29 protein-coding genes are annotated in these 25,568 nt (G+C 63.1%); 23 read left to right on the top strand and 6 right to left on the bottom strand.

Features of this window, described 5'->3' with window-relative positions; all coding sequences use genetic code 11:
* Positions 1-91 precede the first annotated feature (91 nt).
* From AOP79_RS04405 to AOP79_RS04480, 16 genes are all read left to right on the top strand, one after another.
* Positions 92-1,045, top strand: a complete 954-nt coding sequence (locus AOP79_RS04405) for a metal ABC transporter substrate-binding protein (RefSeq protein WP_062070766.1) — start codon at positions 92-94, stop codon at positions 1,043-1,045.
* Positions 1,042-1,803: a metal ABC transporter ATP-binding protein gene (locus tag AOP79_RS04410; RefSeq protein WP_062070768.1), complete on the top strand. Its 762-nt coding sequence runs from the start codon at positions 1,042-1,044 to the stop codon at positions 1,801-1,803. Before AOP79_RS04405 ends, AOP79_RS04410 begins: the two co-directional genes overlap by 4 nt.
* On the top strand, positions 1,800-2,720 hold the full coding sequence (locus AOP79_RS04415; protein ID WP_062070770.1) for a metal ABC transporter permease: 921 nt from the start codon (positions 1,800-1,802) through the stop codon (positions 2,718-2,720). Before AOP79_RS04410 ends, AOP79_RS04415 begins: the two co-directional genes overlap by 4 nt.
* Positions 2,721-3,023: 303 nt before the next feature.
* Positions 3,024-3,683 carry a metal-dependent transcriptional regulator gene (locus AOP79_RS04420; RefSeq protein ID WP_062070772.1) on the top strand — a complete coding sequence of 220 codons (660 nt, stop codon included), beginning with the start codon at positions 3,024-3,026 and terminating at the stop codon, positions 3,681-3,683.
* A 181-nt stretch (positions 3,684-3,864) separates the two neighbouring features.
* Positions 3,865-4,074 (top strand): hypothetical protein, encoded by a 210-nt coding sequence (locus tag AOP79_RS11770; RefSeq protein WP_161794220.1) that lies wholly within the window; start codon positions 3,865-3,867, stop codon positions 4,072-4,074.
* A gap of 141 nt (positions 4,075-4,215) precedes the next feature.
* Positions 4,216-4,572 carry a YciI family protein gene (locus AOP79_RS04430; protein ID WP_062070776.1) on the top strand — a complete coding sequence of 119 codons (357 nt, stop codon included), beginning with the start codon at positions 4,216-4,218 and terminating at the stop codon, positions 4,570-4,572.
* Positions 4,573-4,604: 32 nt separating this feature from the next.
* Complete coding sequence (locus tag AOP79_RS04435; RefSeq protein WP_369401060.1) at positions 4,605-5,840, top strand: RNA polymerase sigma factor; 1,236 nt, start codon at positions 4,605-4,607, stop codon at positions 5,838-5,840.
* Positions 5,841-6,033: 193 nt separating this feature from the next.
* Positions 6,034-6,423, top strand: a complete 390-nt coding sequence (locus AOP79_RS04440; RefSeq protein WP_062070780.1) for a hypothetical protein — start codon at positions 6,034-6,036, stop codon at positions 6,421-6,423.
* Between the two features lie 237 nt (positions 6,424-6,660).
* Positions 6,661-6,852, top strand: coding sequence for a hypothetical protein (locus tag AOP79_RS04445; RefSeq protein WP_062070782.1), 192 nt, complete (start codon positions 6,661-6,663; stop codon positions 6,850-6,852).
* 73 nt (positions 6,853-6,925) lie between these two features.
* Positions 6,926-7,945 (top strand): class II fructose-bisphosphate aldolase, encoded by a 1,020-nt coding sequence (gene fbaA / locus AOP79_RS04450; RefSeq protein ID WP_062070784.1) that lies wholly within the window; start codon positions 6,926-6,928, stop codon positions 7,943-7,945.
* A gap of 178 nt (positions 7,946-8,123) precedes the next feature.
* On the top strand, positions 8,124-9,422 hold the full coding sequence (locus AOP79_RS04455; protein ID WP_062070786.1) for an adenylosuccinate synthase: 1,299 nt from the start codon (positions 8,124-8,126) through the stop codon (positions 9,420-9,422).
* A gap of 335 nt (positions 9,423-9,757) precedes the next feature.
* On the top strand, positions 9,758-10,270 hold the full coding sequence (locus tag AOP79_RS04460; RefSeq protein WP_152647998.1) for a hypothetical protein: 513 nt from the start codon (positions 9,758-9,760) through the stop codon (positions 10,268-10,270).
* Positions 10,271-10,602: 332 nt separating this feature from the next.
* The gene (locus AOP79_RS11700; RefSeq protein WP_152647999.1) at positions 10,603-10,944 is read left to right on the top strand and encodes a hypothetical protein; all 342 of its coding nucleotides are present in this window, start codon (positions 10,603-10,605) and stop codon (positions 10,942-10,944) included.
* On the top strand, positions 10,931-11,536 hold the full coding sequence (locus AOP79_RS04470; protein WP_062070793.1) for a hypothetical protein: 606 nt from the start codon (positions 10,931-10,933) through the stop codon (positions 11,534-11,536). The genes AOP79_RS11700 and AOP79_RS04470 overlap by 14 nt, the downstream gene beginning before the upstream one ends.
* A 48-nt stretch (positions 11,537-11,584) precedes the next feature.
* Positions 11,585-12,871 carry a phosphoribosylamine--glycine ligase gene (gene purD / locus AOP79_RS04475; RefSeq protein ID WP_062070795.1) on the top strand — a complete coding sequence of 429 codons (1,287 nt, stop codon included), beginning with the start codon at positions 11,585-11,587 and terminating at the stop codon, positions 12,869-12,871.
* Positions 12,871-13,767 (top strand): phosphoribosylaminoimidazolesuccinocarboxamide synthase, encoded by an 897-nt coding sequence (locus AOP79_RS04480; RefSeq protein ID WP_062070797.1) that lies wholly within the window; start codon positions 12,871-12,873, stop codon positions 13,765-13,767. The genes purD and AOP79_RS04480 overlap by 1 nt, the downstream gene beginning before the upstream one ends.
* A gap of 42 nt (positions 13,768-13,809) precedes the next feature.
* Here AOP79_RS04480 and AOP79_RS04485 read toward each other — a convergent pair whose 3' ends face one another.
* Both AOP79_RS04485 and AOP79_RS04490 read right to left on the bottom strand, forming a co-directional pair.
* Positions 13,810-15,273: a beta-N-acetylhexosaminidase gene (locus AOP79_RS04485; protein ID WP_062070798.1), complete on the bottom strand. Its 1,464-nt coding sequence runs from the start codon at positions 15,271-15,273 to the stop codon at positions 13,810-13,812.
* Positions 15,274-15,425: 152 nt separating this feature from the next.
* A complete protein-coding gene (locus AOP79_RS04490) occupies positions 15,426-16,136 on the bottom strand; it encodes a trimeric intracellular cation channel family protein (protein WP_161794221.1) in 711 nt (236 codons plus the stop codon).
* Between the two features lie 229 nt (positions 16,137-16,365).
* Between AOP79_RS04490 and AOP79_RS04495 the strand changes: the two genes are divergently transcribed.
* The 3 genes from AOP79_RS04495 to purQ are packed head-to-tail and all read left to right on the top strand — an operon-like array spanning position 16,366 to position 17,806.
* Positions 16,366-16,821 (top strand): septum formation family protein, encoded by a 456-nt coding sequence (locus tag AOP79_RS04495; protein WP_062070802.1) that lies wholly within the window; start codon positions 16,366-16,368, stop codon positions 16,819-16,821.
* A 35-nt stretch (positions 16,822-16,856) separates the two neighbouring features.
* Positions 16,857-17,108 carry a phosphoribosylformylglycinamidine synthase subunit PurS gene (gene purS / locus AOP79_RS04500; protein ID WP_062070804.1) on the top strand — a complete coding sequence of 84 codons (252 nt, stop codon included), beginning with the start codon at positions 16,857-16,859 and terminating at the stop codon, positions 17,106-17,108.
* A complete protein-coding gene (gene purQ / locus AOP79_RS04505) occupies positions 17,105-17,806 on the top strand; it encodes a phosphoribosylformylglycinamidine synthase subunit PurQ (RefSeq protein ID WP_062070806.1) in 702 nt (233 codons plus the stop codon). Before purS ends, purQ begins: the two co-directional genes overlap by 4 nt.
* A 133-nt stretch (positions 17,807-17,939) precedes the next feature.
* Here the strand turns inward: purQ and AOP79_RS04510 are convergent, their stop codons facing one another.
* Positions 17,940-18,980, bottom strand: coding sequence for an Abi family protein (locus AOP79_RS04510; RefSeq protein WP_062070808.1), 1,041 nt, complete (start codon positions 18,978-18,980; stop codon positions 17,940-17,942).
* Positions 18,981-19,371: 391 nt separating this feature from the next.
* Here AOP79_RS04510 and AOP79_RS04515 point away from each other — a divergent pair, with 391 nt between their 5' ends.
* Complete coding sequence (locus AOP79_RS04515; RefSeq protein ID WP_062070810.1) at positions 19,372-19,779, top strand: hypothetical protein; 408 nt, start codon at positions 19,372-19,374, stop codon at positions 19,777-19,779.
* A gap of 143 nt (positions 19,780-19,922) precedes the next feature.
* On the opposite strand, the gene AOP79_RS04520 is transcribed toward AOP79_RS04515, so the two are convergent.
* Positions 19,923-20,975, bottom strand: a complete 1,053-nt coding sequence (locus AOP79_RS04520) for an LLM class flavin-dependent oxidoreductase (RefSeq protein ID WP_062070811.1) — start codon at positions 20,973-20,975, stop codon at positions 19,923-19,925.
* Positions 20,976-20,999: 24 nt separating this feature from the next.
* Positions 21,000-21,797, bottom strand: coding sequence for a type I methionyl aminopeptidase (map, locus tag AOP79_RS04525; protein ID WP_062070813.1), 798 nt, complete (start codon positions 21,795-21,797; stop codon positions 21,000-21,002).
* Positions 21,798-21,843: 46 nt separating this feature from the next.
* On the opposite strand from map, the gene AOP79_RS04530 reads away from it, so the two are divergent.
* The 3 genes from AOP79_RS04530 to AOP79_RS04540 all read left to right on the top strand — a co-directional run bounded on the left by AOP79_RS04530 (position 21,844) and on the right by AOP79_RS04540 (position 24,728).
* A complete protein-coding gene (locus AOP79_RS04530) occupies positions 21,844-22,116 on the top strand; it encodes a helix-turn-helix domain-containing protein (RefSeq protein WP_062070815.1) in 273 nt (90 codons plus the stop codon).
* Positions 22,117-22,164: 48 nt separating this feature from the next.
* Positions 22,165-23,670: a deoxyguanosinetriphosphate triphosphohydrolase family protein gene (locus AOP79_RS04535; protein ID WP_082093341.1), complete on the top strand. Its 1,506-nt coding sequence runs from the start codon at positions 22,165-22,167 to the stop codon at positions 23,668-23,670.
* Positions 23,671-23,732: 62 nt separating this feature from the next.
* On the top strand, positions 23,733-24,728 hold the full coding sequence (locus AOP79_RS04540; protein WP_062070817.1) for a GNAT family N-acetyltransferase: 996 nt from the start codon (positions 23,733-23,735) through the stop codon (positions 24,726-24,728).
* A gap of 24 nt (positions 24,729-24,752) precedes the next feature.
* Here AOP79_RS04540 and AOP79_RS04545 read toward each other — a convergent pair whose 3' ends face one another.
* Positions 24,753-25,490, bottom strand: coding sequence for an aspartate/glutamate racemase family protein (locus AOP79_RS04545; RefSeq protein ID WP_062070818.1), 738 nt, complete (start codon positions 25,488-25,490; stop codon positions 24,753-24,755).
* Between the last annotated feature and the right edge of the window lie 78 nt (positions 25,491-25,568).

Consider the following 25,568-nt stretch of genomic DNA (forward strand, 5'->3'; position numbering starts at 1 on the left):
CCCGGCGCGCCGCAGTCACCTTTGGTTCAAAGTGTCCAGCCCGGGTGGCTCGCAGTGTCCGAGGACGGCGTTCCGGACTATAGTTTTCGGTATGCCGAACTTTCGCCCGAGGAGCGTGCGTCACACCGCCACCGTTGCCGGCGCGCTCGCACTCATGCTGACGCTGTCATCATGTGCAACAAGCACCTCCAATAGCGCGGCAACAAGCGACGCCCCAGACGATGCGCCCTTGGTTCTGACGACCTTCACCGTGCTTGCGGACATGGCACGCAACGTGGCTGGCGACGATCTGCGAGTGGAGTCCATCACCAAGGTCGGCTCCGAGATCCACGGCTACGAGCCCACACCGGGGGACATCCGTACGGCGCAGGACGCGGACCTCATTCTCGACAACGGTCTAGGGCTTGAGGCATGGTTCGCGCAGTTTGTGGAGACCGTCGAGGCCCCGCATGTCGTTGTCTCAGCCGATGTGGAGCCCATCGACATTGCCGCCGACGCGTATGCCGGGACTCCCAATCCGCACGCCTGGATGAGTCCCTCGGATGCGCAGTTGTACATCGACCAGATGGTGGCGGCGTTCGGCGACTTGGACCCGGCCAATGCTGCAGAGTATGAGTCGCGCGGAGCTGACTATCAGGCGCAAATCCAGGCCACTGCCGATAATCTCGACGCCGCGCTTGCTGAGATTCCGGAGAGTCACCGGGCGCTCGTCACGTGCGAGGGGGCGTTCTCCTACTTGGCGCGCGATGCTGACCTGACGGAGGTGTACCTGTGGCCCGTCAACGCTGAGCAGCAGGCCACTCCGCAACAGGTGGCGGCGGCCATCGAGTACGTGGATACATATGAGGTCCCTGCCGTGTTCTGTGAGTCGACAGTCTCAGACAAGGCCATGCAGCAGGTAGTCGATGCCACCGGCGCCGAGTTTGGTGGGACGTTGTATGTGGACTCGCTGTCGGAGTCGGATGGCCCGGTGCCGACGTATCTGGATCTCCTGAGCCACGACATCGACCTGATCGTCACGGGGCTGACTGGCGGTGAAGGGTGAGCACTCCATCGGAGCTGGCGCTCGAGGTCGACGGCCTCAGCGTTTCTTATGGCGACGTCCAAGCGCTGCGGGATTGCACGTTCTCCCTTGAGCCTGGGCGCGTGACGGGGCTCATCGGTATGAACGGCTCGGGTAAGTCGACGCTGTTCAAGTCGATCATGGGAGTTGTCACGCCGCAGCAGGGTCGCATTCGGGTGGAGGGGGCCGATGCCGGTGTGGCCAGACGTGCCCAGCAGGTGGCGTATGTCCCCCAGAGTGAGGACGTGGACTGGGACTTTCCACTGTCCGTTGGTGATGTGGTGATGATGGGCCGCTATGGGCATATGGGGCCAACGCGTCGGGCCCGCGCGGCTGACCGTGCCGCGGTTGCTCATGCCTTGGAGCGCGTGGACCTCACGGACTTGGCTGACCGGCAGATCGGTCGCCTCTCGGGTGGTCAACGCAAGCGTGCTTTTGTGGCGCGCGGGATTGCTCAGGAGGCGTCGTTGATGTTGCTTGATGAGCCGTTTGCTGGGGTGGATAAGCGTTCCGAGGGCACGATCATCACGTTGCTGCGCGAACTCGCCGCCGAAGGGCGCACTGTGCTGGTGTCGACGCATGATCTGCACGCGTTGCCGACGCTCGCCGATCAGGCCATCTTGTTGTTGCGCACGGTGCTGTATCAGGGTGATGTTGAGGGAGCCCTTGAGCCGCGGAATCTGACGCGCGCCTTTGGGCTTGACCTCACCGGTGACGCGGACTCTGGCGGTGCCGCATGAATCTCATCGACGTCATCATGGAGCCGCTGCAGTACGACTTCATGGTCCGTGCACTCGTCGTGACGGTGATGGCGGCGGTGGTGTGTGCGTTGCTGTCGTGCTGGCTGGTGCTGGTGGGGTGGTCGCTGATGGGTGACGCCGTGTCGCACGCGGTGCTGCCCGGGGTGGTGTTGGCCTATGTGATCGGGGCTCCGTTCGCAGTGGGGGCGCTCGCGTTTGGGGTGTTGGCGGTCGTCATGATCGGCGTGTTGCGTGGCACGAGCCGAATCAAAGAGGACGCGTCGATCGGCATTGTCTTCACGACGCTGTTTGCGTTGGGCCTGGTGCTGGTGTCAGTGGTGCCGTCTCAGACTGACCTCTCGCACATTCTGTTCGGCAACATCCTGGGTGTGTCGGCATCGGACCTGTGGCAGGTGGGCGTGCTCGCGGCGATCGTGCTGGTGGTCGTGCTGTTCAAGCGCCGTGACCTGACTCTGTTTGCCTTTGACCCCACCCACGCTCACGCCATCGGTCTGAACCCCAAGCGTCTGGGCTGGCTCCTGCTGGGTCTGCTTGCCGTGACGTGTGTGGTTGCCCTGCAGGTTGTCGGAGTGATCCTGGTGGTGGCGCTGCTCATCATTCCTGGTGCTACGGCGTACCTCTTGACCGATTCGTTCCGGACGATGCTGTGGGTGGCTCCCCTCACATCGGCGCTGTGTTCTGTGGTGGGCATCTACTTGAGTTACTGGTTCGATGCGTCGTCCGGTGGGCTTGTGGTGGTCACGCAGGGTGTGTTCTTTGGGCTGGTGTACTTGCTGAGTCCCCGTCATGGTGTGCTGACGCGTGCAGTCCGCACCCGCCGCACCCGCCCGACCCGCCGCCACCGCCGCCCCCTCTCTCCGCCAAATGGCTCCATTTCGCTGTCTAGAGACCTCTAGACGCGCATTTTCTTCCACTCCAGCCTCACGGCGGTGGCGTGTGCCGGCGCAACAGCACCGTGGTGAAGAGACCGCAGTGAAAGGCCTGTAACGCATAGGGAATTGCATAGGGACGATGCTTGGGCTGAGCGCCGCCCACGGCTCACGCGGAGTGGCACTTTCTCGCTGTCTTGAGCCGCGAAGACAGCGAAATGGAGCCATTTGGCGTGAAAGGGGGCGGGTGGGGAGCGGGACGATGCGCAACAAGATGCGGAACAATAGGACCTGAACCGAGCGACTTCGCGCGACGAAAGGATCCAGGCCATGGCGGGACCCACCGTGACCGAGGACTACCTGAAGGCCATCTTCAACGCCTCCGAGTGGTCCGACGGACCCGTGACCGTGACGGCGCTGTCTCAGCGGCTCGCGCTGTCACCGTCCTCGGTGTCTGAGGTAGTGAAGAAACTTGCTGCCCGCGGCCTCATTACCCATGTGCGGTACGGCAGCATCTCCCTGACCCCTGAGGGCGAAACCATTGCGCTCGCGACGGTCCGCAAGCATCGGCTGGTGGAAACGTTCCTGGTCGACTATCTCGGATACGGCTGGCACGAGGTCCATGACGAGGCCGAAGTCTTGGAGCACGCCGTGTCCGACACGTTCGTGGAGCGTTTGGCAGAGAAGCTCGGCCAGCCCACTCACGATCCCCATGGTGATCCCATCCCCAGCGCGAACGGCGAACTCCCCGAGGAAACCCTGACGGCGCTCCCCGACGTCACGCCTGGAGCCGAAGTTCGCATTGCCCGGGTCTGGGACGACGACTCAGACCTCCTGCAACACCTGCGTTCCGTGGGGCTAGACATCGGTACGGAGTTGACTGTCGCCGCTCACCATCCCGCCGCGGGAACTGTGGAGTTGATGGTCGCTGATGCGCCGGTGAGTTTGGGTCTTCCGGCAGCCCGCGCGATTCTGACCGCGCCTGCCTAGTGAACTCCTACCGGTGGACAGGGCGCGCAGATCGATCTACCGTCTGCGCAACGCCACACAATAGGGTGTGGGCGTTCTGATCTAGGGGGCTGTACTGAAGTGAAGACACCTTTAAGACCGCTCAGGCTCAGGGAAGGTGCGTCGAGATCCAGTTGGCGCACATTTCCCGCATCCCGGTCGTATGGAGCGTGATCCCGTGTTCGCGCGTGTGACGCTAGGAGCCCTCGGGATGGGCGTTGTCTTCGCGGTGGTTTACCTGTTGCTCGGGTTGATCACTGGCGATGGCGAATATTGGGACGCTTCCTTTGTGGCAATTGGCGTGATGGTTGGTGCTGCTGGCGGGTTTTTTGACCACCGGAGGATCACCAAGCGCCGGAGAGCGGAACCGTGACCTCGGCCGCGTGACCTGACTTCAGCATCGTCCCTCGCCTATGTCCTTTCCGACTCTCCACGGATGTCGATCTGTGGCGCGTTGTGCGTCGTCAGGGTGAGACTGGGGACAGGCCCTTGCTCATTGACCTGGAGGTTCATCATGAAATACCTGCTGCTGATTGCATCGGATCCGTCGCTTCCATCGCCAGAACCTGGCGAGGACGGTTTTGATGAGTACATGGCTGCCTGGAGTCAGTTTGACCAAGATCTGAATGAGGCTGGCGTCAATCTTGGGGGCGAGGCGCTGCAGGGCGCTGAGACCGCGACGACGGTCCGGCACCACCAGGGTTCGACCACGATCGCTGACGGGCCCTTCGCGGAACTCAAGGAGCACTTGGGCGGCTACTACCTGATCGATGTGGACACTTTGGACGATGCGATTGGGTGGGCGCGCAAACTGCCGGTGGGGACTGGTGCGGTAGAAGTGCGCCCCATTTTCCCCACTGACGAGTTCTAGGGGCGCTGACCGTCATCACGCCGGATGAGGCACTGTCGTGTGTCGCCCGTGAGGAGGGTGGGCGTTTGCTTGCCCTCCTCACGGACCGCCTGGGTGACTTGGAGATTGCACACGACAGTCTCCAGGAGGCGTACGCGAAGGGTGCGGTGACGTGGGCCGATGCCGGCGTTCCGGACGATGCGGCCGCGTGGATTTACGTGGTGGCGCGCAACGCGGGAGTTGACCGTTTGCGTCGGAACCTGGCGGAGGGGCGGCGGGTTGCGACCAATGCGCGAGTGTTGGAGACAGCTGTAGCCGATGCCGATGCCGGTGCGGTCGAGGCAGCGGCGAGCGAGTCACGCATTGTCGAGTTGTCTGAGGTGAGTGATGAGCAGCTGAGGTTGCTCCTGCTGTGCTGTCACCCGGCGTTGTCGCAGGACACTCAGGTCACGTTGACGTTGAGGCTTGCCGGAGGGTTGACGACGCAGGAGGTGGCTGCCGCGCTGCTGCTCCCGGAGGCAACAGTTCAGCAGCGCGTGGTGCGGGCCAAGCGTAAGATCCGCGCAGCCAACATTCCGCTGGTGATCCCAGAGGACCTGCATGAGCGCGCTGCCGTGCTGACGACGGTGCTGGGGCTCATTTTCAACGAGGGCTACCTCGCTCATGCCGCGGATGCGGAGACGTTGACGCGCGCCGATGTGGCTGACCAAGCAATCCGCTTGACTGCGACAGCCGCCGACGCGTTGCCTGACGAGCCGGAACTCGCTGGACTCCTGGCATTGCAGTTGTTCCACCGCTCCCGTGAGGCGGCAAGGACGGATCGCGATGGCGCTCTCGTGAGGCTTGCCGACCAGGATCGGGAGCTGTGGGATCGAGCCATGATCGGCCGTGGGTTTCGCGTACTGGCTGAGGCGATGGCGCAACGGCGTTTGGGGCCGTGGCAGGTACAAGCGTTGATCGCCGCTGAACATACGCGCACATCCACTAACTGGCCTCGTGTGGTGCGGTATCACGACCTTTTGCTGACGATGAATCCGGGTCCGGTTGCGCGGCTCGCGCGGGCTGTTGCTGTCGCTGAGGTTGAGGGGCCGGAGGCGGCCCTTGTGGAGGTCGACCAGATCGAGGGGCTCGAGAGTTACCACCTTGCGCACGCAGCAAGGGCGGATCTGTGGGAACGCGTGGGCGACCATGCCGAGGCGTTGCGTGCGTGGGATCGTGCTGCGGCGCTCGCGACCAACCCTGCCGAGATTCACTACGTTGAGCGCCGGATCAGCGCCTTGCAGCGCTAGAACGCGTCGCGGGGCGCCCGAGTTTGTGGTGACTTGCGCGGTACGTGAGTGAGGTAAACCTACCTATGGACAGTTTCTGCGGGTTGGCTTAATCTGTACCCGGAATCACACAACAGGGTGGGGCTGCAATCAATAAATGGGGGTCGTAGCAGGTTGAGAACAATACTCATGGGGGGGCATCGCTCTTGGGGTTGTGTCATATGAGTTTGGTGACCAGGGCCAGCTCGATGTTGAGGTTTCACTCGATGCGGGTCTGCCGGTCATGACAGACAACGACGTTGACGGGCCTTTGGAGATCTCTCTGCCAACAGAGGTGGCGGTTGCGGATGGTGAAGTCGCTTCTGATGGCACGGTGGTGCATGCCGCCGATCGAGGTGATGTTCACGCTGCTGTGCAGGTCCTTGACGATGGCGTGCGGTTACGAACCGTCCTTGAAGGCTCCGAGGCTCCCTCGACGTATTCGTACGAGTTCGCGACAGGAGTCGAGCCGATCTTGTTGGACGACGGCTCGATTGAACTAGTTGAGCAGTTCGACGAAGGTATCTCAGTGGTCACCGGCACTAGGGACTCGCGATGCCGGTAGAGCCACTGACGCAGTTGCCGCGTAAGGAGAGCGGAGCAAGTCTCTTACTCCAATGGTCCCTTTTCGGCGTCGGTTTGGTGATGCTCATCTTTGGTCAGTCCTCGGTTGCAGGCAGTTGGTCCTGGGTGCCGTTGGTACTTGCATTGATGATCTCCGAGCGGCGTTGGCGACGGGGTACGTAGCGCACCAAGCGCAGCCCTCGCGGTCGTTCTGTGATGCCGGGTGTGGAGTCGAGCGGTGGCCCCTCACACGGCGCACGCAGCAAGGGCGGATCCGTGGGAACGCGTGGGCGACCACGCCGAGGCGTTGCGTGCGTGGGATCGTGCTGCGGCGCTCGCGACTAACCCTGCCGAGATTCACTACGTCAAGGCTCGTGCCGAGGCCATCGCGAGCGCCGGAAACGAGAGAACTTCACAGCCCGGGACTTAGGTGCCATACCGACTTCCGTCGATATCTGACAGAATGGACGACGGTTCCAACCGCACAACTTCAGGAGAGACACATGGCAATCGCCACCGTTGAGTCGTATTCCGCGATGCTGGACGCCGCAAAGGCCGGCTCGTACGCGTTCCCCGCGATCAACATCACCTCGTCGTCGTCCATCACCGCAGCCATCCAGGGTTTCGCGGAGGCTGAGTCGGACGGCATCATCCAGGTTTCGGTCGGTGGCGGTCAGTACGCCTCCGGTTCGACCATCAAGGACCAGGTTGTGGGCTCGCTCGCACTGGCTGCTTACGCACGTGAGGTTGCCGACTCGTACGGCGTCACCATCGCGCTGCACACCGACCACTGCCACAAGACCTACCTCGACTCGTGGCTCAAGCCGCTACTGAAGATTGAGGCTGACAAGGTCGCTAACGGTGGCGCTCCTATCTTCAACTCGCACATGTGGGACGGCTCGACCGTTCCGATGGAAGAGAACCTCCTCATCTCGGAGGAACTCCTCGAGCTGTCGCAGGCTGCCAAGACCATCCTCGAAATCGAGATCGGTGTTGTCGGTGGCGAAGAGGACGGCCACTCGGCTGAAATCAACGACAAGCTGTACTCGACTCCTGAGGACGGCATTGCGACCATCGAGAAGCTGGGTCTGGGCGAGAAGGGTCGTTACCTGACCGCTATGACCTTCGGCAACGTGCACGGTGCTTACAAGCCCGGTGCTGTGAAGCTGCGTCCCGAAATCCTGGGCGACATTCAGAAGGCTGCTGCTGAGAAGTACGGCAAGGACAAGCCCTTCGACCTCGTGTTCCACGGTGGTTCCGGTTCAACCGCTGAAGAGATCGCGACCGCTGTCTCGCACGGTGTCATCAAGATGAACGTCGACACGGACACCCAGTACGCGTACACGCGTCCCGTGGTTGACCACATGATGAAGAACTACGACGGCGTCCTCAAGGTTGACGGCGAGTGGGGCAACAAGAAGGCTTACGACCCCCGCGCATGGGGCAAGCTGGCTGAGGCCGGCATGGCTGCTCGCGTTGTCGAGGCCTGCCAGCAGCTCGGTTCTGCAGGTAAGAAGATCTAAGTCCGACATTCGGCGCGTCAGCCCCGGGGAGTCGGACAGACACCCCGGGGCTGACGTACGTCCGGCCGATGCGCGCGTCGTCTCCCGTATGAGGCGTCACAGTGTGGTCGGATAAGACGACGGGACACACCCGTCGTACCAAGCCCCCGGCGCGTACCGGGGTGAGGGGAGAGGGCACATGCCCGGAGTAGTAATCGTCGGGGCCCAGTGGGGCGACGAAGGTAAGGGCAAGGCCACCGATGTGCTGGGTTCGCGCGTCGACTATGTGGTGAAGTTCAACGGGGGCAACAACGCGGGGCACACGGTCGTCATTGGCGACCAGAAGTTCGCACTCCACCTGCTCCCCTCGGGAATTCTGACGCCGGACGTCACGCCAGTCATCGGTAACGGTGTCGTGGTGGATATTTCCGTGTTGTTCAGTGAGATTGATGCGCTGATTGAGCGGGGAGTTGACCCGTCCAAGCTGCTGATCTCGAATGCTGCGCACGTGATTGCACCGTATGCGCGCACGCTGGACAATGTGTCTGAGCGGTTCTTGGGTAAGCGCAAGATCGGCACGACAGGCCGCGGTATTGGCCCGGCGTATGCGGACAAGATCAACCGCCTGGGCATCCGTATGGGTGACCTGTTTGACGAGGAACTGCTGCGCGACAAGATTGAGGGCGCACTCGAGCAGAAGAACCACCTGTTGGTGAAGGTCTACAACCGTCGTGCCATTGAGGTCGATGAGGTTGTCGAAGAACTGTTGCAGTATCGCGACCGGCTTGAGCCGATGGTGACGGACACGTCCCTCGTGCTGAACAAGGCCATTGAAGCGGGCAAGACTGTGCTGTTCGAGGGCGGCCAGGCGACGATGCTTGACGTCGACCACGGCACCTACCCGTTCGTGACGAGTTCTAACGCGACTGCTGGTGGTGCGTGCACCGGTTCGGGTGTGGGCCCCACGCGTATTGACTCGGTCATTGGCATTGTCAAGGCGTACACGACGCGCGTGGGCGAAGGGCCGATGCCCACAGAGTTGTTCGACGAGGACGGCATTAAGTTGCAGACCATTGGCGGTGAGTTCGGTGTGACCACGGGACGCACCCGCCGTTGTGGCTGGTATGACGCCGTGATCGCCCGGTATGCGTCGCGCATCAATGGCTTGACGGATCTGGTGCTTACCAAGCTCGACGTCCTCACGGGCTGGGAGTCCATCCCCGTGTGTGTGGCGTACGACGTCAATGGCAAGCGCTTTGAGGAGTTGCCGCAAGACCAGGCAGATTTCGCTGCTGCGAAGCCCATCTGGGAAGAGTTCCCTGGCTGGACCGAGGACATCTCGAAGTGCCGGAGGTTTGACGAGTTGCCGGCAAACGCCCAGAACTACGTCAAGGCCCTGGAAGCCATGTCGGGATGCCGCATCAGTTCGATTGGTGTCGGCCCCGACCGCGAGCAGACCATCGAGGTTCACGACCTGATCCACGCCCGGGGCGAGTAGCCCTCTGCATCGTGGGCCATGCGCCCACACATGAGCCTCCCGCTCCCTGGCCCGTTCATTGCGGCCAGGGAGCGGGAGGCTTTTGCGTTTCAACATCGCTCGCCCGCCACATGCCGAGCGAGACGAGAACACACTCTTGACCGTCGGTAGGTTCCCTCATAGTGTTCCGAACATGAACACCAATGGGGGGACCTGGAGCCTGGGTGCCAGCAATGTCGTGAGGGCTTCTCATGCCGCGAGGAACTAGTCGCGTCCTCGGTCTCTTGTTGACCGTTGGCGTCTGTGGAGGCTGCACGACGGCCAGCGAGAGTCCACCGCCGGAGGCTCCAGTCGCGTTGAGTGACTTCACGGACCAGCAGGTCTTCTTGCATGAGTTGATAGCCGAGGCCGCTCTTGATGATCGAGTCAGTGAGTCGCAGTTGGAGACGTTGATTCGGTGGCGAGATATCGATGACACCCCGAATGAGGAGTACCGCGAGTCGATCCGTGTCTTTATCGGGTGCCTTGACCTCCAGGGAATTGATGCGGGCATCGTGGAAGACGCTCGAGGTGGCGATTACCCGGAGACCACGTACGCCGTGTACGGATCGCAGCCCATGGAGGCCAGCGACCCATGCATGTACCAGGAGATTTGGTACATTGACCAGGCATACCAACTTGGCGACGGAGTGACGCAAACACGCATGAGGCGCGAAGAGGAGTACCTCCCCGAGGCGGTGGCGTGCCTGACTGACCTAGGGTTCGACGTTCCCGAGGACGCGACTTTTCGGGATCTCGAAGAGTTGGTTCCGGATACTGATGAGGACGGCACGGTGTGCATGCTGCTGCCAGGCCGATGGGGATTCTAGAGTCCGTGCAGCTAGCACTGTGTGGACGAGGTGTTGGGCGGTGCCGTGCAGTGTTCTGCGCGACGGCTCGCAGGGCGGTGACTGTTGCGGTCGCTGGACACATGGGCTCGTGAGGGTTCTCCCGAATCCGACAGAGACCGCTGACGAAGGCTTGGATTACGAACACCTGGAGCGCGCAGTAGTTGCTGAACTCACCTCCCTGGTCGACGGCGTGGATCAACAGGGAGTTGTGCCCCTTTCGGCGGGACGCCAATGATGGCCCGGTGTCCCCTGGTATTCCAGCATTTTGGAATGATTGAGTCTGATCGTTTCGATGCCTTAATGTCCGCTTGATGAAATATTCACAAGGGGGGCGCAGGAGCGCCAAGACTGTACTTATTGCGACGATCGCTGCGGCGCTACTGGCAACGGGAGTCAGCCCAGCATCTGCTGCAGGCGACCATTTCAAGTACGTGTACGACAAGAACGGACACTGCACGGCGCTGGGGTGGAAGCGCAGCACGTGGGCCAAGACCTCATCCACCACCTATGACCCGTGCTGGTACGTAGAAATCAAGGCTCGGCTCGTGACGCCCAATGACCAGCTGCAGGTCATGCCTTGGAAGATGGGGCGGGATTCGGCGAGTTACTCTGCGCGCATCGTGACTGATGCTTGGCATCGTGCCGCGTTCTAGGCAGGCACTCAAAGTCTGGTCTGTCAGCGCGGGCGCCCTAGCCCTGATGGGGTGTTCCGGGGTTGCGTCTGAGCCATCCGGTGACGGCGCGAGCGCAGCGAGCGAGTACCAGTCGGAGTCCACACTGCGCGCGCTCACTGGCGCTGAGCAAGACCCGCGTGCCTCCGACGAGCAGCGGCAGGCCCTCACACGCTGGGCGGACTTGGGCATCACACCATACGAGGACGTGGCGCTCGCCGTTGATCGAACTTTCGAGTGTTTCCAGGTAGTGGGGGTTGAGTACACGGATCTTGGGAATGAAGGTGAGGGAGATTTCCCTGAGCCTTTGTTTAGTTACGACGAGACGGCCGCGGCAGAGGGCTGCATCGCCCAGGAGTACCACTATCTGAGCCTCGCGTATCAGCTGGGAGACGGTGTATCGCAGTCGCGCGAGCGTCAAGCAGCAGCGTCTGAGGTGGAGCTACGCGCGTGCCTGCAGGCGCTGGGCGTTGACGTTGCCGAAGACTCCGACTTCCACGCCCTTGTCGACGAGGTGATGGAGTCTGGAGATGCGGACAGTATGCGCTGCGTGGACGAGGTGATGGGCGGATGAGGAAGCCAGCCGGTCTGGCCCCTTGCGCACCTCGCTAGACTCACACGCGTGAAGGTACTGATTGTTGGCCCCGGAGCCCGTGAGCACGCGATTGCCCGCTCCCTCCACCTCGACCCCGCTGTCACTGAGCTGCACGCCGTTCCGGGTAACCCCGGCATCGGCCAGGTGGCGACGTTGCACGCTGGGGATGCGAACGATGGCGCTTCGGTAGCGCAGCTTGCCACGTCGCTGGGTGTTGACCTTGTTGTCGTTGGCCCTGAGGCGCCGCTTGTGGCAGGTGTCGCTGACGCGGTGCGGGACGCCGGTATCCCGGTGTTTGGGCCTAGTGCGGAAGCCGCAATGCTGGAAGGCTCCAAAGCGTTCGCCAAGGAAATCATGGCCGCCGCGAACGTGCCGACAGCCGAACCGCGCATCTGCACCAACCGCGTCGTTCTCGATGCAGCCCTGGCCGAGTTCGGTGCGCCATATGTGGTGAAGGACGACGGTCTTGCGGCAGGCAAAGGCGTAGTCGTGACCGATGTTCTCGACGAGGCGACCGCACACGGTCAAGCAATTCTTGACGCGGGCGGCACGGTTGTCATTGAGGAGTACCTCGACGGGCCCGAGGTCTCACTGTTCTGCATTTGCGATGGTGCCACCGTTGTCCCGCTTATGCCGGCCCAAGACTTCAAGCGCGCCTACGACGGCGACGAGGGCCTCAACACTGGCGGCATGGGCGCCTACACCCCGCTGCCGTGGGCTCCCGTTGACGTGGTGGATGAGGTTGTCAAGCACGTCGCTCAGCCGACCATCGACGAGATGGCTCGTCGCGGCACGCCCTTCTCCGGCGTCTTGTACTGCGGCCTTGCTCTCACCAGCAAGGGCCTGCGCGTCGTGGAGTTCAACGCCCGGTTCGGTGATCCTGAGACGCAGTCAGTTCTCGCACGACTCGACACTCCTTTGGGGGCCGTGCTCCTGGCTGCCGCAGAGAACCGACTCCACGAGATTGACCCGCTGGTGTGGAGTGACGATGCCTTCGTGACGGTGGTCCTCGCATCGCACGGATATCCGGAGTCGGCCCGCAAGGGTGACCCCATCACCGGCACCGAGGACGCTGAGGCCGTTGAGGGTGCTCACGTGTTGCACGCGGGAACAGCGCTCGATGCCGACGGCCAGTTGGTGGCTGCAGGCGGCCGCGTACTGTCCGTCATTGGCCGCGGGGAAAGCCTGGCCGATGCTCGCAACGTTGCGTACGAAGCGTTGAGCAAGATCTCTCTTCCGGGATCGCACCACCGCACCGACATCGCGCTGGTCGCCGCCCAAGGTGAAGCGAACGCGCGCGAGGCGCGAGCCTGATGCCCGGCCACGTCGTCGAACCCACCGCGCCAGAGCTCGCAGGCTGGCGCCACATCTACTCGGGCAAGATCCGCGACCTGTATGAGCCAGTAGACCCGCACCCCCGGGGTGACGTGGTGCTGGTGGTCGCCTCTGACCGCATCAGTGCCTACGACTGGGTGTTGCCCACCGAGATTCCTGCCAAGGGTGGAGTGCTCACGGGGTTGAGCATGTGGTGGTTTGACCAGGTGCGAGACCTCGTCCCTAACCACACCGTCGAGGCACCCGTGCCCCCCGAGGTTCAAGGCCGCGCCATGGTGTGCCAGCGGCTCGAAATGTTTCCCGTGGAATGCGTGGCCCGTGGCTACCTCACCGGGTCCGGACTCGTGGAGTACCGAGAATCCGGCACGGTCTGCGGCATCCCCTTGCCTCCCGGCCTCGAGGATGGCTCACGACTTCCCGAACCCATCTTCACTCCCGCCACCAAAGCCGAGGTAGGTGAGCACGACGAGAACGTCACGTTCGAGGCGGTCGTGGAACGCATCGGCTTGGAAGACGCCACCGCGCTCCGGGACCTCACCCTTGCGGTCTACGCCCGTGCCCACGAGATTGCTGCCGAGAAGGGCATTATTCTCGCGGACACTAAGTTCGAGTTCGGCCGCGACGCCGACGGCCGGATTGTTCTTGGCGACGAAGTACTGACCCCAGACTCCAGCCGCTTTTGGCCCGCGGACACGTGGGAGCCCGGAAAGACCCAGCCGAGTTTCGACAAGCAGTTTGTGCGGGACTGGCTCACGTCCGACGAGTCGGGATGGGACAAGAAGTCCGACGACCCGCCCCCGGCCCTGCCGGACGAGGTCGTGGAGCGTACCCGCCAGCGCTACCTGGAAGCGTTCGACCGCCTCGCCAAGCAGTAGCAACCGCTCGCAGACGTGACGTTCGGTCGCTCGTTCTCGTCGCTAGTTCCAGTCCACCTGCGGCGTCTCGTGGAACGTGAGTCCCTGACGACGCCACCCATCGGCCGCCGCGGCCACGCGGGTGCGGTAGTCCTCCCAGTCCTTGCGCTCTGGGGCCGTCCACGCGACCTCCGCCACGGCAGTGAGGCGCGGCAGCAGCATGTCGAAGAGTTGCTCGCGCGTGGAGAGCGTCTCGGTCCAGATGGCCGCCTCCACGCCATCGACCTGGTCGCCGGGCACGCCCTCGATCAGGGTCGCTGGATCCCACTCGTAGGAATCGCGCAACTCCACCAGCCCCGCCCAGTCCTGACCTCGCTCGTAGTCGGCGGTGTACTTCATGTCCAGGTAGGCGTGGTTGCCGGGAGACATGATGAAGCGAGACCCGCGCTGGGCTGCGGCCACGAATGGGGCAGTGTCGGCGCGTGTGTCCCAATATTGCAGGACCGTCCCTGGCTGGGTGGGCGCGGCTGCGGCCTCCTGCCACATGATGACCTTCTTGCCGGTCTCCGCCACCGCCTCCTCAAGGAGCGTGATGAATTTTGCGTACTCCTGCTTGCCAAGCGTGAGCGCCTCGTCGCCGCCAACGTGCAAGTATGGCGCGTCCGTGATGCCTGCGAGGTCTCCCAACACGTCGCGGATGAAGGGTGCCGTGGCGGGGAGGTCGAAGGTCAACTGCGAGAACCCGACTTCCATGCCCTCGTACTTTTCCGTGGGCTGGCCATCCGGCCGTAGTTCACCGTAGATCGCGGTTGCGGCGTTGGTGTGGCCCGGCATGTCGATCTCGGGGATGACGCTGATACACCGTTCTGCCGCGTAGTCCTGGAGTTGACGGAAATCGGCGAGGGTCAAATACCCCTCGGCCTTGCCACTGTTGGACGTGTCGGAGGAGAACTTGGCGAGTTCGGGTCGCGAGGGCGACTCGATGCGCCAGCCTTGGTCATCGGTCAGGTGGAGGTGCAGCACGTTGAACTTGTACGCCGCCAACACGTCGATCACGTCTTCAAGAATGTCGAGCGGGAAGAAGTTTCGCGCAATGTCCAGGGTGAGGCCGCGCCACGAATAGCGCGGTGCATCGACCACCACAGCTTGTTCAATGAGGACGCCGCGATCAGCGTCCCGGGTCAGGAGTTGACGCAGTGTCTGGACTCCATGGAAGAGGCCGGCGGCGCTTGCGGCCCGCACGGACATCGGGCGTGTGGTGGTGTTGACCTCGTATCCATCGGCATGGCCGTCGGTGGAACCGGCCGATGCGTCGAGGTGAAGGATCACTGCAGGCGCACCCGGTTCAGGGGCCTCAGCGACAGGTACGGTGACCCCGGCATCGGCGCTCAACAGCGTGGAGGCCTGAAGTGCGACGCGGTGCTCCGTGGCCGTCGGGCCAGCTATCAGCACCAGACCGTCAACGTGAATGGGCGAGGCTCCCGCGGGAGTTGTGACGCTCTCTGGCTGGGGAATGATGGAAGGCATTCGGTACCTCGCTGTTGTGGTGGCTCATAAGCCCCAGGCAAGGCTTCACTGGGCCTGCCTGCGGTGTGGCTTGAAACGCGAGACTACTGGATTCTGTCGTGGTGGTCACACTGCTCATTGCAGCGGCAGGACGCGGTCGCGTTGAGGGGTGCCTATCCGCCGTAGTGGCCGATGTCAGGGTGGCCGTGTGGTGCATCAACATCGACGCGCTTGCCGCCCACGGTGGGGACACCCCAGCCAAACTTGATCGACGCAAAACGTACAGCCAGGATCACCACGATGGGCACCCAGAACACCACGGTGCGCGGCACGTCGAACCACAGCAACGTCGTGTACGAGGCGGCGCCAGCAAGCGCGGCCGTCGCATAAAACTGGCCGTTGCGCAGCACATCGGGCACATCGTTGGCGAGCATGTCGCGAATCACACCGCCGCCGACACCCGTCAGGATGCCCAACACCGCGGCCACCATCAGCGACGCCCCCGCATCAATCGCGATTCCTGTTCCCACCACCACGAACACCGCGAGGCCCACGGCGTCCGACGCCTGGACAATGCGGAAGCGCTCAAGGCGGTCTGGCGGGTGCCAACGAGCCAGAAGCGCCACCGCGACACCGGTCAGCGCGCCCACGACGAGGAAACTCGGGCTCTCCATCCAAAACACTGGAACATCCAGGATGACGTCCCGCATCGTTCCGCCGCCAATGGCCACCATGCACGCCAACACCACAGCGCCCACCAAGTCCATGCGCTTACGGCCGGCAGCCACGGCACCGGAGATCGCAAACGCGACAGTGCCGAGGTACTCCAACGCAATACGCATAGTGCCCAGCGCGGAGTCGAGGATTTCGGGCGCAGTAGCCAAGTCAAGAAGCGCAGGCACGGGTGGGCCAATCAGTGAAGGGGATGTGAGCGGTCGCGCGCGGCGACACAATGCGCCCATCGTAACGGGCGCGGGCCACGCAACGTAAGCCAGCATCGGCCGGTTTCCATGCCGAAACCGCGCCTGTGGATAACCGCCGTACCCATAGCCACTACGGGGCTCCACTGCTAGGTTGAGGCCGTCGCCCGCACCGACGTCGGAAGGAAGCCCCATGCGCCGCCGCATGTCCCCCATCATTGCTGTTGCAGCGCTCGTGGTCGCCCTCACCGGCTGTGGCTCCGAACCCGAAACAGAAATCACTGTGGAAGCCCTCACCATGACCGTCGGCGAATGTGTCTGGGATGAAGCCATCACCTCCGACACCACCACCGAAATCGGAGAGCGCGAGACCGTCGAGTGCTCCGAGCCTCACCACGGCGAGGTCTACTACACCGAGGACGTCGCCGGATCTGTGATTCCCGACAACCTCGCTTCCACGGCGACCGACGCCTGCGTCGAGAACTTCGAGCCCTATGTTGGCATCGCGCACACGGAATCCAAGTACGCCGTATCTCTCGTGTACCCCTCCGCCACCACCTGGGAGGCCGGCGACCGCCAGATCGCGTGCCTCCTCATTGCCGGTCCAGACGAGGAACTGACGTCCTCCGCCAAGGGCAGCGCCGAATAGCGCGAGCGCCCGCGAGAGGCCGGTAGACTGCCGCCATGCCCACGATCGTCGTTCACGTGATGCCCAAGCCCGAGATCCTTGACCCCCAGGGCAAGGCCGTCGGAAACGCACTCCCTCGCCTCGGCTTTGAAGGGTTCGCCTCGGTTCGCCAGGGCAAGCGCTTCGAGCTCACCGTCGACGGTGACGTCACCGAGGAGATCCTCGACAAGGCGCGCGAAGCCGCCGAGACGATGCTCTCGAACCCTGTTATCGAAGACGTCGTGGCCGTGGAGGTCGTGGACTCATGACACGCATCGGCGTCGTGACCTTCCCGGGAACGCTCGACGACCGCGACGCAGCACGTGCAGTACGTGTGGCCGGCGCAGAGTCCGTCAACCTGTTCCACACGGACCACTCGCTTCAGGACGTCGACGCCGTTGTCCTCCCCGGCGGCTTCTCCTACGGCGACTACCTGCGCGCCGGAGCAATCTCACGCTTCTCTCCGATCATGGAGCAGGTCGTGGACGCAGCCAACGGTGGAATGCCCGTGCTGGGCATCTGCAACGGCTTCCAGGTGCTGACGGAAGTCCACCTGCTGCCCGGCTCAATGATCAAGAACAACCACCTCCACTTCCTGTGCCGCGACCAGGTGCTCCGCGTCGAGAACAACGACACCGCCTGGACCAATGCGTACGACCTCGGCGAAGAGATCACCATCCCGCTGAAGAACCAGGATGGCCAATACGTCGCTGACGAGCACACGCTCGATGCCCTTGAAGCCGAAGGGCGTGTGGCGTTCCGCTACGTGGGTGGCAATCCGAACGGTTCGCGCCGCGACATCGCTGGCGTCACCAACGAGCGCGGCAATGTCGTGGGCCTCATGCCTCACCCCGAGCACGCAGTCGAGCCGGGCTTTGGCCCCGACTCGCGTGAAGGCGGCCGTTCGGGCACTGACGGCATCGGCTTCTTCGCTTCGGCTATCAACGCGCTCCTCACCCCCGCCTAACCCGCCAAATGGCTCCATTTCGCTGTTTTGGGCGGCCATAGCGGGCATTTTTTGCCACTAGGCCGTCAGTTGGGGTCGCCGCGATGCGGGGCAGACCAGACGCATGCCGTCGGCTGTCTCACTCGTTCGCTCGTCAACTCGGTTCGACATCGCCGATTTCGCCTACGCGGGGCCCTGCAGGAGAGTCGATGCCGATGGAGGGCCCCCAGAATTCGTCGTTGCTCCATCCATGTGGGATCCCCATGCCTCGCAGGTTTAATGCGGGTCTATTGGAGAGGAGATTCTGGAGTCGTTCGGCCCACTGGCTACGTGGCGACACAGTGTTGAGTACCGCTTGGAGCGAAACGAGGACGGGGTACAGGCGTCTCAGGCTCACGTCAGGTACGGCTCCCCAACTGCGCGGCCAGGAAACCTGTGATGACTTGGGGATGGCGGGGTACACGCCTAGGCCAACGTTCCAAAGCCTGCCGTGATGTGCACATATGTTGCGCACCCGGACGTAACTCTTAAGCCATGAGAGTAGGAGTGGGTCGGTCAGACCCAGGCTGTGGGCAATCGCAGTGCGGTCGGACCGGTGTCGCAAGTTGTGAATAACTGACGCGAGCTGCCCTAGGGTGAGCGACTCCACCATGAGCCACGATGGAGGAAGCTCCGGTTCTCCGTAGGTCGTGACGTAGTGATCGAGAGCCGATTTGTGAACGATCTCGTCTGCACCGATGTCGGCGTGGTGGTGAAGTGTGTCATCGTAGAGTTTCTTCACCAACTTCAGGAACGTGGTGTGCTTGCCTGCCCGTGCGAACAGGGCAGGATCTAGATACCAGTGCGAATCTGTGTAGGTCGTCGCCATGTGGTCCGTCAAGGCCGCTCGTATCGCAACCTCGGCACGCTCCAGCGCATCGAGTACTAGTAGGCGCAAAGCGCGGTCGAAAACGTAGAGATCCAGGATCTCGTCGAAAGTGGTGCCATCCGTGAGGGTGTGCTGGCTTCTGTCCTGTTGAAACGGGATGGTGTAGGGCGACAGGCGGTAGTAGCCGATGTGTCGGATGTAGCGGCTGCCGCGATCACGATCGGGGATGACCATGCCGCGCTCCTGCAACCGATCTACGAGCTCACCCACCGACAACGGAGGTTTGTCGTAGCGGCGGCTGCCGCGCTCCGTTGCGCTCGCAGTCATGGCTAGCCCTCCCCGCCCGAGGTAGTAAAAATCCCCCAAGTGCGCTTCCATGGAGAGGCGTGGGGGATGTAGTGACTTCATCGTAGCACCGGGGTTGGAGAGGTCACTTCACCCGACGCCCGACGTTAAGAAACTTGTCAATCGCGCATGCGAATAGCGACCGTGTACTCGAATTCCCTTTGGCTGGGGACCCCTCACTCTGTGGCCGCTAGTAGTGAACTCTAGGGTTCGGAGGCCCGGACATTCACGGACTCGTGTGCTGCGGCGCCAAGCGGTTGCGGAGTTCCCCGTTGGCAACGCGTAACTGCGAGATTCAGCCACTTGAGTTGGCATCGGGCTATGCTCAGCGACACTGAGCCAATGGAGGCTCGTCTTGATAGGGGTGGGCCGAATGCAGATCGTCAACCTGGGTGTCAGTGTTGTCCTGGTGATGGCGCTTGCGGCATGCACGAGTCGGGCTGAGACTGCCGACAGCGGCGGCGGTAGTGAACTGGCCTGCGCCGCGATGTATGTGTCCGTCTCGGAGTCCGAGGTGCGCGCCGGGGACTCTGTCGACGTGACGGTTGAGAACATCGACGACGAATGCCTGGACACTGGTGAGTCGAGTACTCCCCACGAGCCAGCGGCCTACGAGTTGATCTTCGACCAGAACGAGAACGGCGTTGACCTTGTGACGTTCACCGCAGACGACGGCCCGACTGCCGAGTTCTCAGTGACCATTCCAGAGAGTGCCACTCCAGGTGCTGCCACGATCGGTGTGGAGTTCGCCGAAAAAGCCAACATCGTCATCGTTCCCTAGCGTCAGCCCAACCAACGCCCCACTGAATCCCCGCCAACCCTCGCGAAATGGCTCCTTTTCGCTGTCTAGAGCCCTCAAAACAGCCACATGGCTCCACTTCGCGGGGAAGGCGCGGGCCTTAGGCGCGGGGAAGGCGCGGGGCGTTAGGCGAGGCTTGGGCCCGTGTGATGGGGTGCGAGCCGGTTGCGGAGTTCTACGAACGCGTCGAACGTGGTGCGATTGAAGTCCGCGCCTAGTTGGTTAGGGATGGTGACGAGCAGGGTGTCGGCGCTCATGACGGCCTCGTCGTCGCGCAGTTCGGCTTCGATTTTGTCGAGGTCGCCTACGTAGGTCTTGCCGAAGGTCGCAATGAAGTTGTCGATCTGTCCCACTTGGTCTTGATTGGCTCCCATCTTGTCGCGCTCTAGCGTGGTGCCAAAGTAAGTCCGTGTAGCGGCGTCGAAGATTGGCATGATCGAGCGGGAGACAGAGACACGTGGTGTTCCTGAGTGGCCGGCCTCGCCCCACGCAGTCCGATACGCGTCGATCTGCCGCTGCTGGATGATGCCCAGTGGCTCGCCTGACCCGCCTTCCACGAGGGTCGACGACATCAAGTGCATACCAAGTGAGCCAACTCGCTTCGCAGACTCCTCTCCGCCTGCGCCATACCAAATCCGGTCGCTGAGCCCAGGCGACTGTGGCTGGATTGGCAGCTTCTCTCCCGCTCGACCATGGGCGCGGGCTCCAGGCGTCGCAATCCCGGCGCCCGAGATGGCCTTGCGGAACGTCTCGATGCGCTGAGCAGAGTCCTCCACAGGAGTCATCCCCACGGGGAGTGGATACCCAAACTCTCCCGGCCCATCGGCTGCGGGCTCTGGTGAACCTCGGCTCACGCCCAGCTGCAACCGGCCATCCGCGATGAGGTCCGCAGTCGCGGCGGCCTCGGCCATGTAGAGCGGGTTCTCGTAACGCATATTGATCACTCCCGTGCCGAGTTCGACGCGGGACGTGCGGGCGCCCATGGCCGCAAGCAAGGGGAAGGGCGAGGACGTGTTTTGCTCAAAGTGATGGACGCGGATCCAGGCTCCGTCCATTCCCGCTTCTTCGGCAGCTTCTGCCAGTGCGATGGTGTCGTGCATGAGGTCGCTGGCGGTACGTACCTGTGATCCGGGTGCACCTGAGAACCAGCCGAAGGAGAGAAAGCCGACATTGAGCATGTGGAGAGAACGCTTAGGTCGAATTCACGATTCCCCGTGAGCATCAGTGTTCGCTGCGAGCGTCAGTATGTCTGCGCCTTCTTCCGTGATGACGATCGTATGTTCGGTATGAGCGGCCCGGCAGCCGGTCGCGCTACGTAGAGTCCACCCGTCATTGGGGTCGGTGATGAGTTGGTCGGTATCGGCCATGACCCATGGCTCCAGGGCCAACATGAGGCCTGGCTGGAGTTTGTAGCCGCGTGCCGGTTTCCCGTTGTTGGGCACGTGTGGGTCTTGGTGCATGGTGGTACCAATTCCGTGTCCGCCGAACTCCATGTTGATCGCGTAGCCTGCGGCCGAGAGCACTGTGCCGATTGCGTGGGACAGGTCGCCGATGCGGGCGTTGGGTTTTGCTGCAGCGATTCCGGCCGCTAGTGCCCGCTCTGTGGTGTCAATCATTCGTTGGTCTTCCGACGAACCGGCTTGCCCGACTACAAAGCTGATGGCCGCGTCCGCGGCGACGCCGCGGAGTTTGACGGCGAGATCGAGGGTGAGGAGGTCGCCGTCGGCCAATCGGTAGTCGTGTGGCATCCCGTGGAGTACGCCGTCGTTGACGGCTGTGCAGATGTAATGGCCAAAGGGCCCGTGCCCGAATGATGGTGCGTAGTCGACGTAGCAGGACTCGGCGCCTGCTCCGAGGATCGCTTCGCTAGCCCAGCGGTCGAGGTCGAGGAGATTAGTCCCGACCTGCGCTCGGCGTCGCAGTGTTGCGAGGATGTTGGCAACCAGGCGGCCTGTGACACGGGCGCGGTCCACCTCGGACTCGCTGAGAATTTCGATCATTCCAATAACTATACCGGTTTTATAATAACGGTACTATAATGCTGTCATGGTCCGACTCCCACTTACCGCTGAAGAGATTGAGCGTGGCCAGCGCCTTGGCGCCTTGCTGCGTGAGGCGCGCGCTGACCGCTCTATCCTCGAGGTCGCATTGGACGCCGGAGTGTCCCCCGAGACGCTACGCAAGATCGAGACTGGGCGCGTGGCTACCCCTGCGTTCTCGACAATTGCCGTCCTCGCGGCGGTGCTTGGCCTCTCTCTCGACGACGTGTGGGCGCAGGTATCGATACGTACTCCCGAACCCATGGCAGTGAGCTCCTGACACTCGCGACGGTGCCTTCACCGTTGTCCATACGACAGTATGGGAGTTATGACTGAGTCCCAGACCAGCCCTGACCCCCGCACGGGACGCCGCTCGCCCGAGGCCCTGGACGAGTTCCAGCTGGCCGAGTCCCGCCCTGACTTCCGTGTGGACATCGAACGCATCCGCTTCTCGCCGTACTTCTCGCGCCTGTCCGCCGTCACGCAGGTGATCTCGCAGGCCGGTGCGGGCCTCGCGGTCCACAACCGCTTGACGCACTCAGTGAAGGTGGCGGCAGTGGCGCGCGCCATCGCGATGCACCTGCATCGGGACACTGGCGAGGTGGGCCGACTGGTGGAGGAGCTCGGCGGCTGCGACCCGGTGGTGGTGCAGGCCGCTGCGAGTGCGCACGACGTGGGTCACCCGCCTTTCGGGCATCTGGGCGAGCGCGCGCTGGACCGCATCGCTCGTGATCGGTTCCGGCTCCGCGAAGGGTTCGAGGGGAACGCGCAAACGTTCCGCATCCTGACGCGTCTGGATGAGCACGACACCGCCGGTGTGGGTCTTAACCTCACGCGTGCGGTGCGGGCCGCGGTCCTGAAGTACCCGTGGCTTCGTGGGGAGGGTGGCGATCGTCGCGGCGCCGCGAGCGACAAGTTCTCGATGTATGTGGTGGATGTGGACGATGCCCGGGACGCGTTGACTGCGTACCCCCGGATTGAGCAGGGGCAGCAGACGCTCGAGTGCTCGGTGATGGACATCGCCGACGATATTGCCTACTCCCTTCATGACCTGGACGACTTCTACCGGGCGGGCCTTCTGAACCAGGCCACCATTGCAGGTGAGTTCCGTGAGTGGCGGCGTGACCTCGCAGAGCTGCGGGCTCTCGACGCGAGCACCCTTAAGGAGACAAGCCGCTCTCCTGGTCATTCGCTGGAACTGTTGTGGCGCCGGTTGTCTGAGCGGGACCCGTGGATCGCGGATGCTGACGCCTTCGACGATGCTGTCACCCGTGTGACGGAGGAGGTTGTGGAGGGGTTGCTCACCGTGCCGTTTGATGGCTCGCTGGCAGCGGACCGGTCGTTGGCGCGTTTCACCACTGAGTGGATTCGTCATTTGCAGTCCTCCGTGGAGGTGCACCGTGATCCGGATAACCGTTCCGGGCACGTGTCCCTGAATCGGAGGGCGTGGCATGAGGTGGCAGTCCTCAAGTTCCTTCACGAACGCTTCATTCTGGACCGCCCGGATTTGGCGGTCTACCAGCGTGGACAGGCGAGCCTCATTGAGCGTCTCGTCAACGGTTTCGCGGACTGGCTCGACGACGACCATGATGCGCGCCGGGCCCCGCGCCGGTTGCTGGACCTCGTGGACATGGCCACCGAGGACTACATGCGCATCCTTCACGAGGAGCCACAACTTTTGCCCACCGTGGACGAGGTGGAACTGCGGCGCCGTGCAGCAGGCCGCGGAATCATCGACTATGTGGCCGCACTCACAGATGCGCAAGCAACTCACTTGGATGCGATGCTCGCTGGCCAGACCGAGCGGCTGTGGGGTGCCGGGCAAGGTCTCTGAGGCGCGTGGCGGGGACTCTCGCCGGCCCCAGCATCGGGCCGCTGTCAGGGATACTTGACGCTATGTCTGCGCTCGCCATCCGCCACAGTCGTGACCCGGACGCCGCCGTCGTGGTTCTGTGGGCTGACCAAGAACGTGACCTCGCGCGGCGCTATGACGACGAGTCCTTGACGCTTGAAACGGAGTTCGCCACGGGCATCGGCGTGTGGACTGCGTGGAATTCCTCCGACACTGTCGTGGGTGCGATCGCCGCGCGCTGGGCTGTGCGCCACGAACTGCGCCCGGGGGACCTGGAGTTGAAGCGTCTGTGGGTGACCGCGGAGGCGCGGGGGCTGGGAGTAGCCAAGGCCCTGATGCGCGCAGCCGAGGAGGCTGCGCGCCGTGTGGGCGCGACCCGTCTGGTGTTGGAGACGGGCCTGAAGCAGCCCGAGGCGCTTGGGCTATATGAATACCTGGGCTATCACCGCATTCCGAACTACGGCGACTTCGCGGACCACCCTGACACGGTGTGTATGGCCCGCGATCTACGAAGCCAGGTATTGGTCGTCAACGGCACCATGGGTGCAGGCAAAACGACCACGGCTGCCGCGATCCACGACCTTCTCATCGCGCGGGGCGCACACGCTGCCTGGATTGACGCCGACTCACTGTGCCAAGCTTCGCCGGCTCCTGACGGCGACCGCTTCAACCAAGGCCTACTGTTCGATGCGCTCGCTGGAGCCGCCCCCGCGTTCCGTGACCGTGGCATCGGCCTGATGATCGTGGCGCGAGTGGTGGAAGACCCGGCTGACCGCGACCGTTACGCTCGCATTTTTGGGACGGCCGATGCGGGTCCAGCCCGGGTGAGCATCGTCCGGGTTGGAGCGGATGAGGACGTGCGCCTGGCACGGTTGCGGGAACGCGAGCCGGAGGGGCCGTGGCAGGAGTTTGCGGCGGCGCGAACGGTGGAGCTTCAGAGTTCGCTTGAAGCCTTGGACCTCGACGATGCGGTGGTCGCCACCGACAACGCAGACCCGGCCGATGTCGCAGCTAAGGTGCTGGACGCGGCAGGGTGGTGACGTAGCCCGCCGATGTGGCGCGTGCTAGTTGAGGGCAAACCGGAGTGCGGCCTCCACATGCAGTGCCATGGAGTCGAAGTATGGCTCGTCGACGTCGTCTGCGGTCAACACCATCGGAATCTCGGTGCAGCCGGAGATGACTCCCTGGGCGCCGCGCTCCTTAAGGGAGTCGTAGACGCCACGCACCCACGCGGGAGCGCCGTCGGGGACCACGCCGCGTGCGAGCGAACCGTAGATGAGGTCGTGGACCTCGCCGAGCACGGGCTCCTCGGGGACGATGGTGGTGATGCCTCGGGCGGCCATGTGGTCGCGGTAGAACGGGTCGCGCATGGTGTAACCGGTGCCCAGGAGCGCGACGGTGTCGAGGCCGGCGGCCAGGATTGCATCGGCGGTGGCGTCGAGCATGTGGATGACAGGGATGTCGATAGCGTCGGCGACGGCGGGTGCGACCTTGTGCATGGTGTTCGCACAGATCAGGATGGCCTCCGCTCCCGCGTTTTGGAGTGCTCGGGCATCCTGGCCAAACGTCTGACCCAAACCTTCCCAGTCCCCGGCCGCTTGGGCATCGGCGATCTGTTGGAAGTTGTAACTGCGCACCACGAGGTCGGCTGCGCTGGAACCTCCGAGAGCCGCGTTGACCCCTTCGTTGAGGAGGCGTTCGAACTCCAGCGAACTGTGCCATGTGATGCCGCCGAGCAGTCCCAGGCGGCGGGGTGAGGTGCGGCTTGCGGTGAGGGGGGTGCTGGAGTTCGGGGTAGTCATGCTTTCGATGCTAGGCCCGTGGTCGGACTCGTCACCAGAGCCACCTCCACGCCAAGTGGCAGTTTTTCGCTGTCTAGA

Source organism: Demequina sediminicola (assembly GCF_000975055.1).
Classification (GTDB): domain Bacteria; phylum Actinomycetota; class Actinomycetes; order Actinomycetales; family Demequinaceae; genus Demequina; species Demequina sediminicola.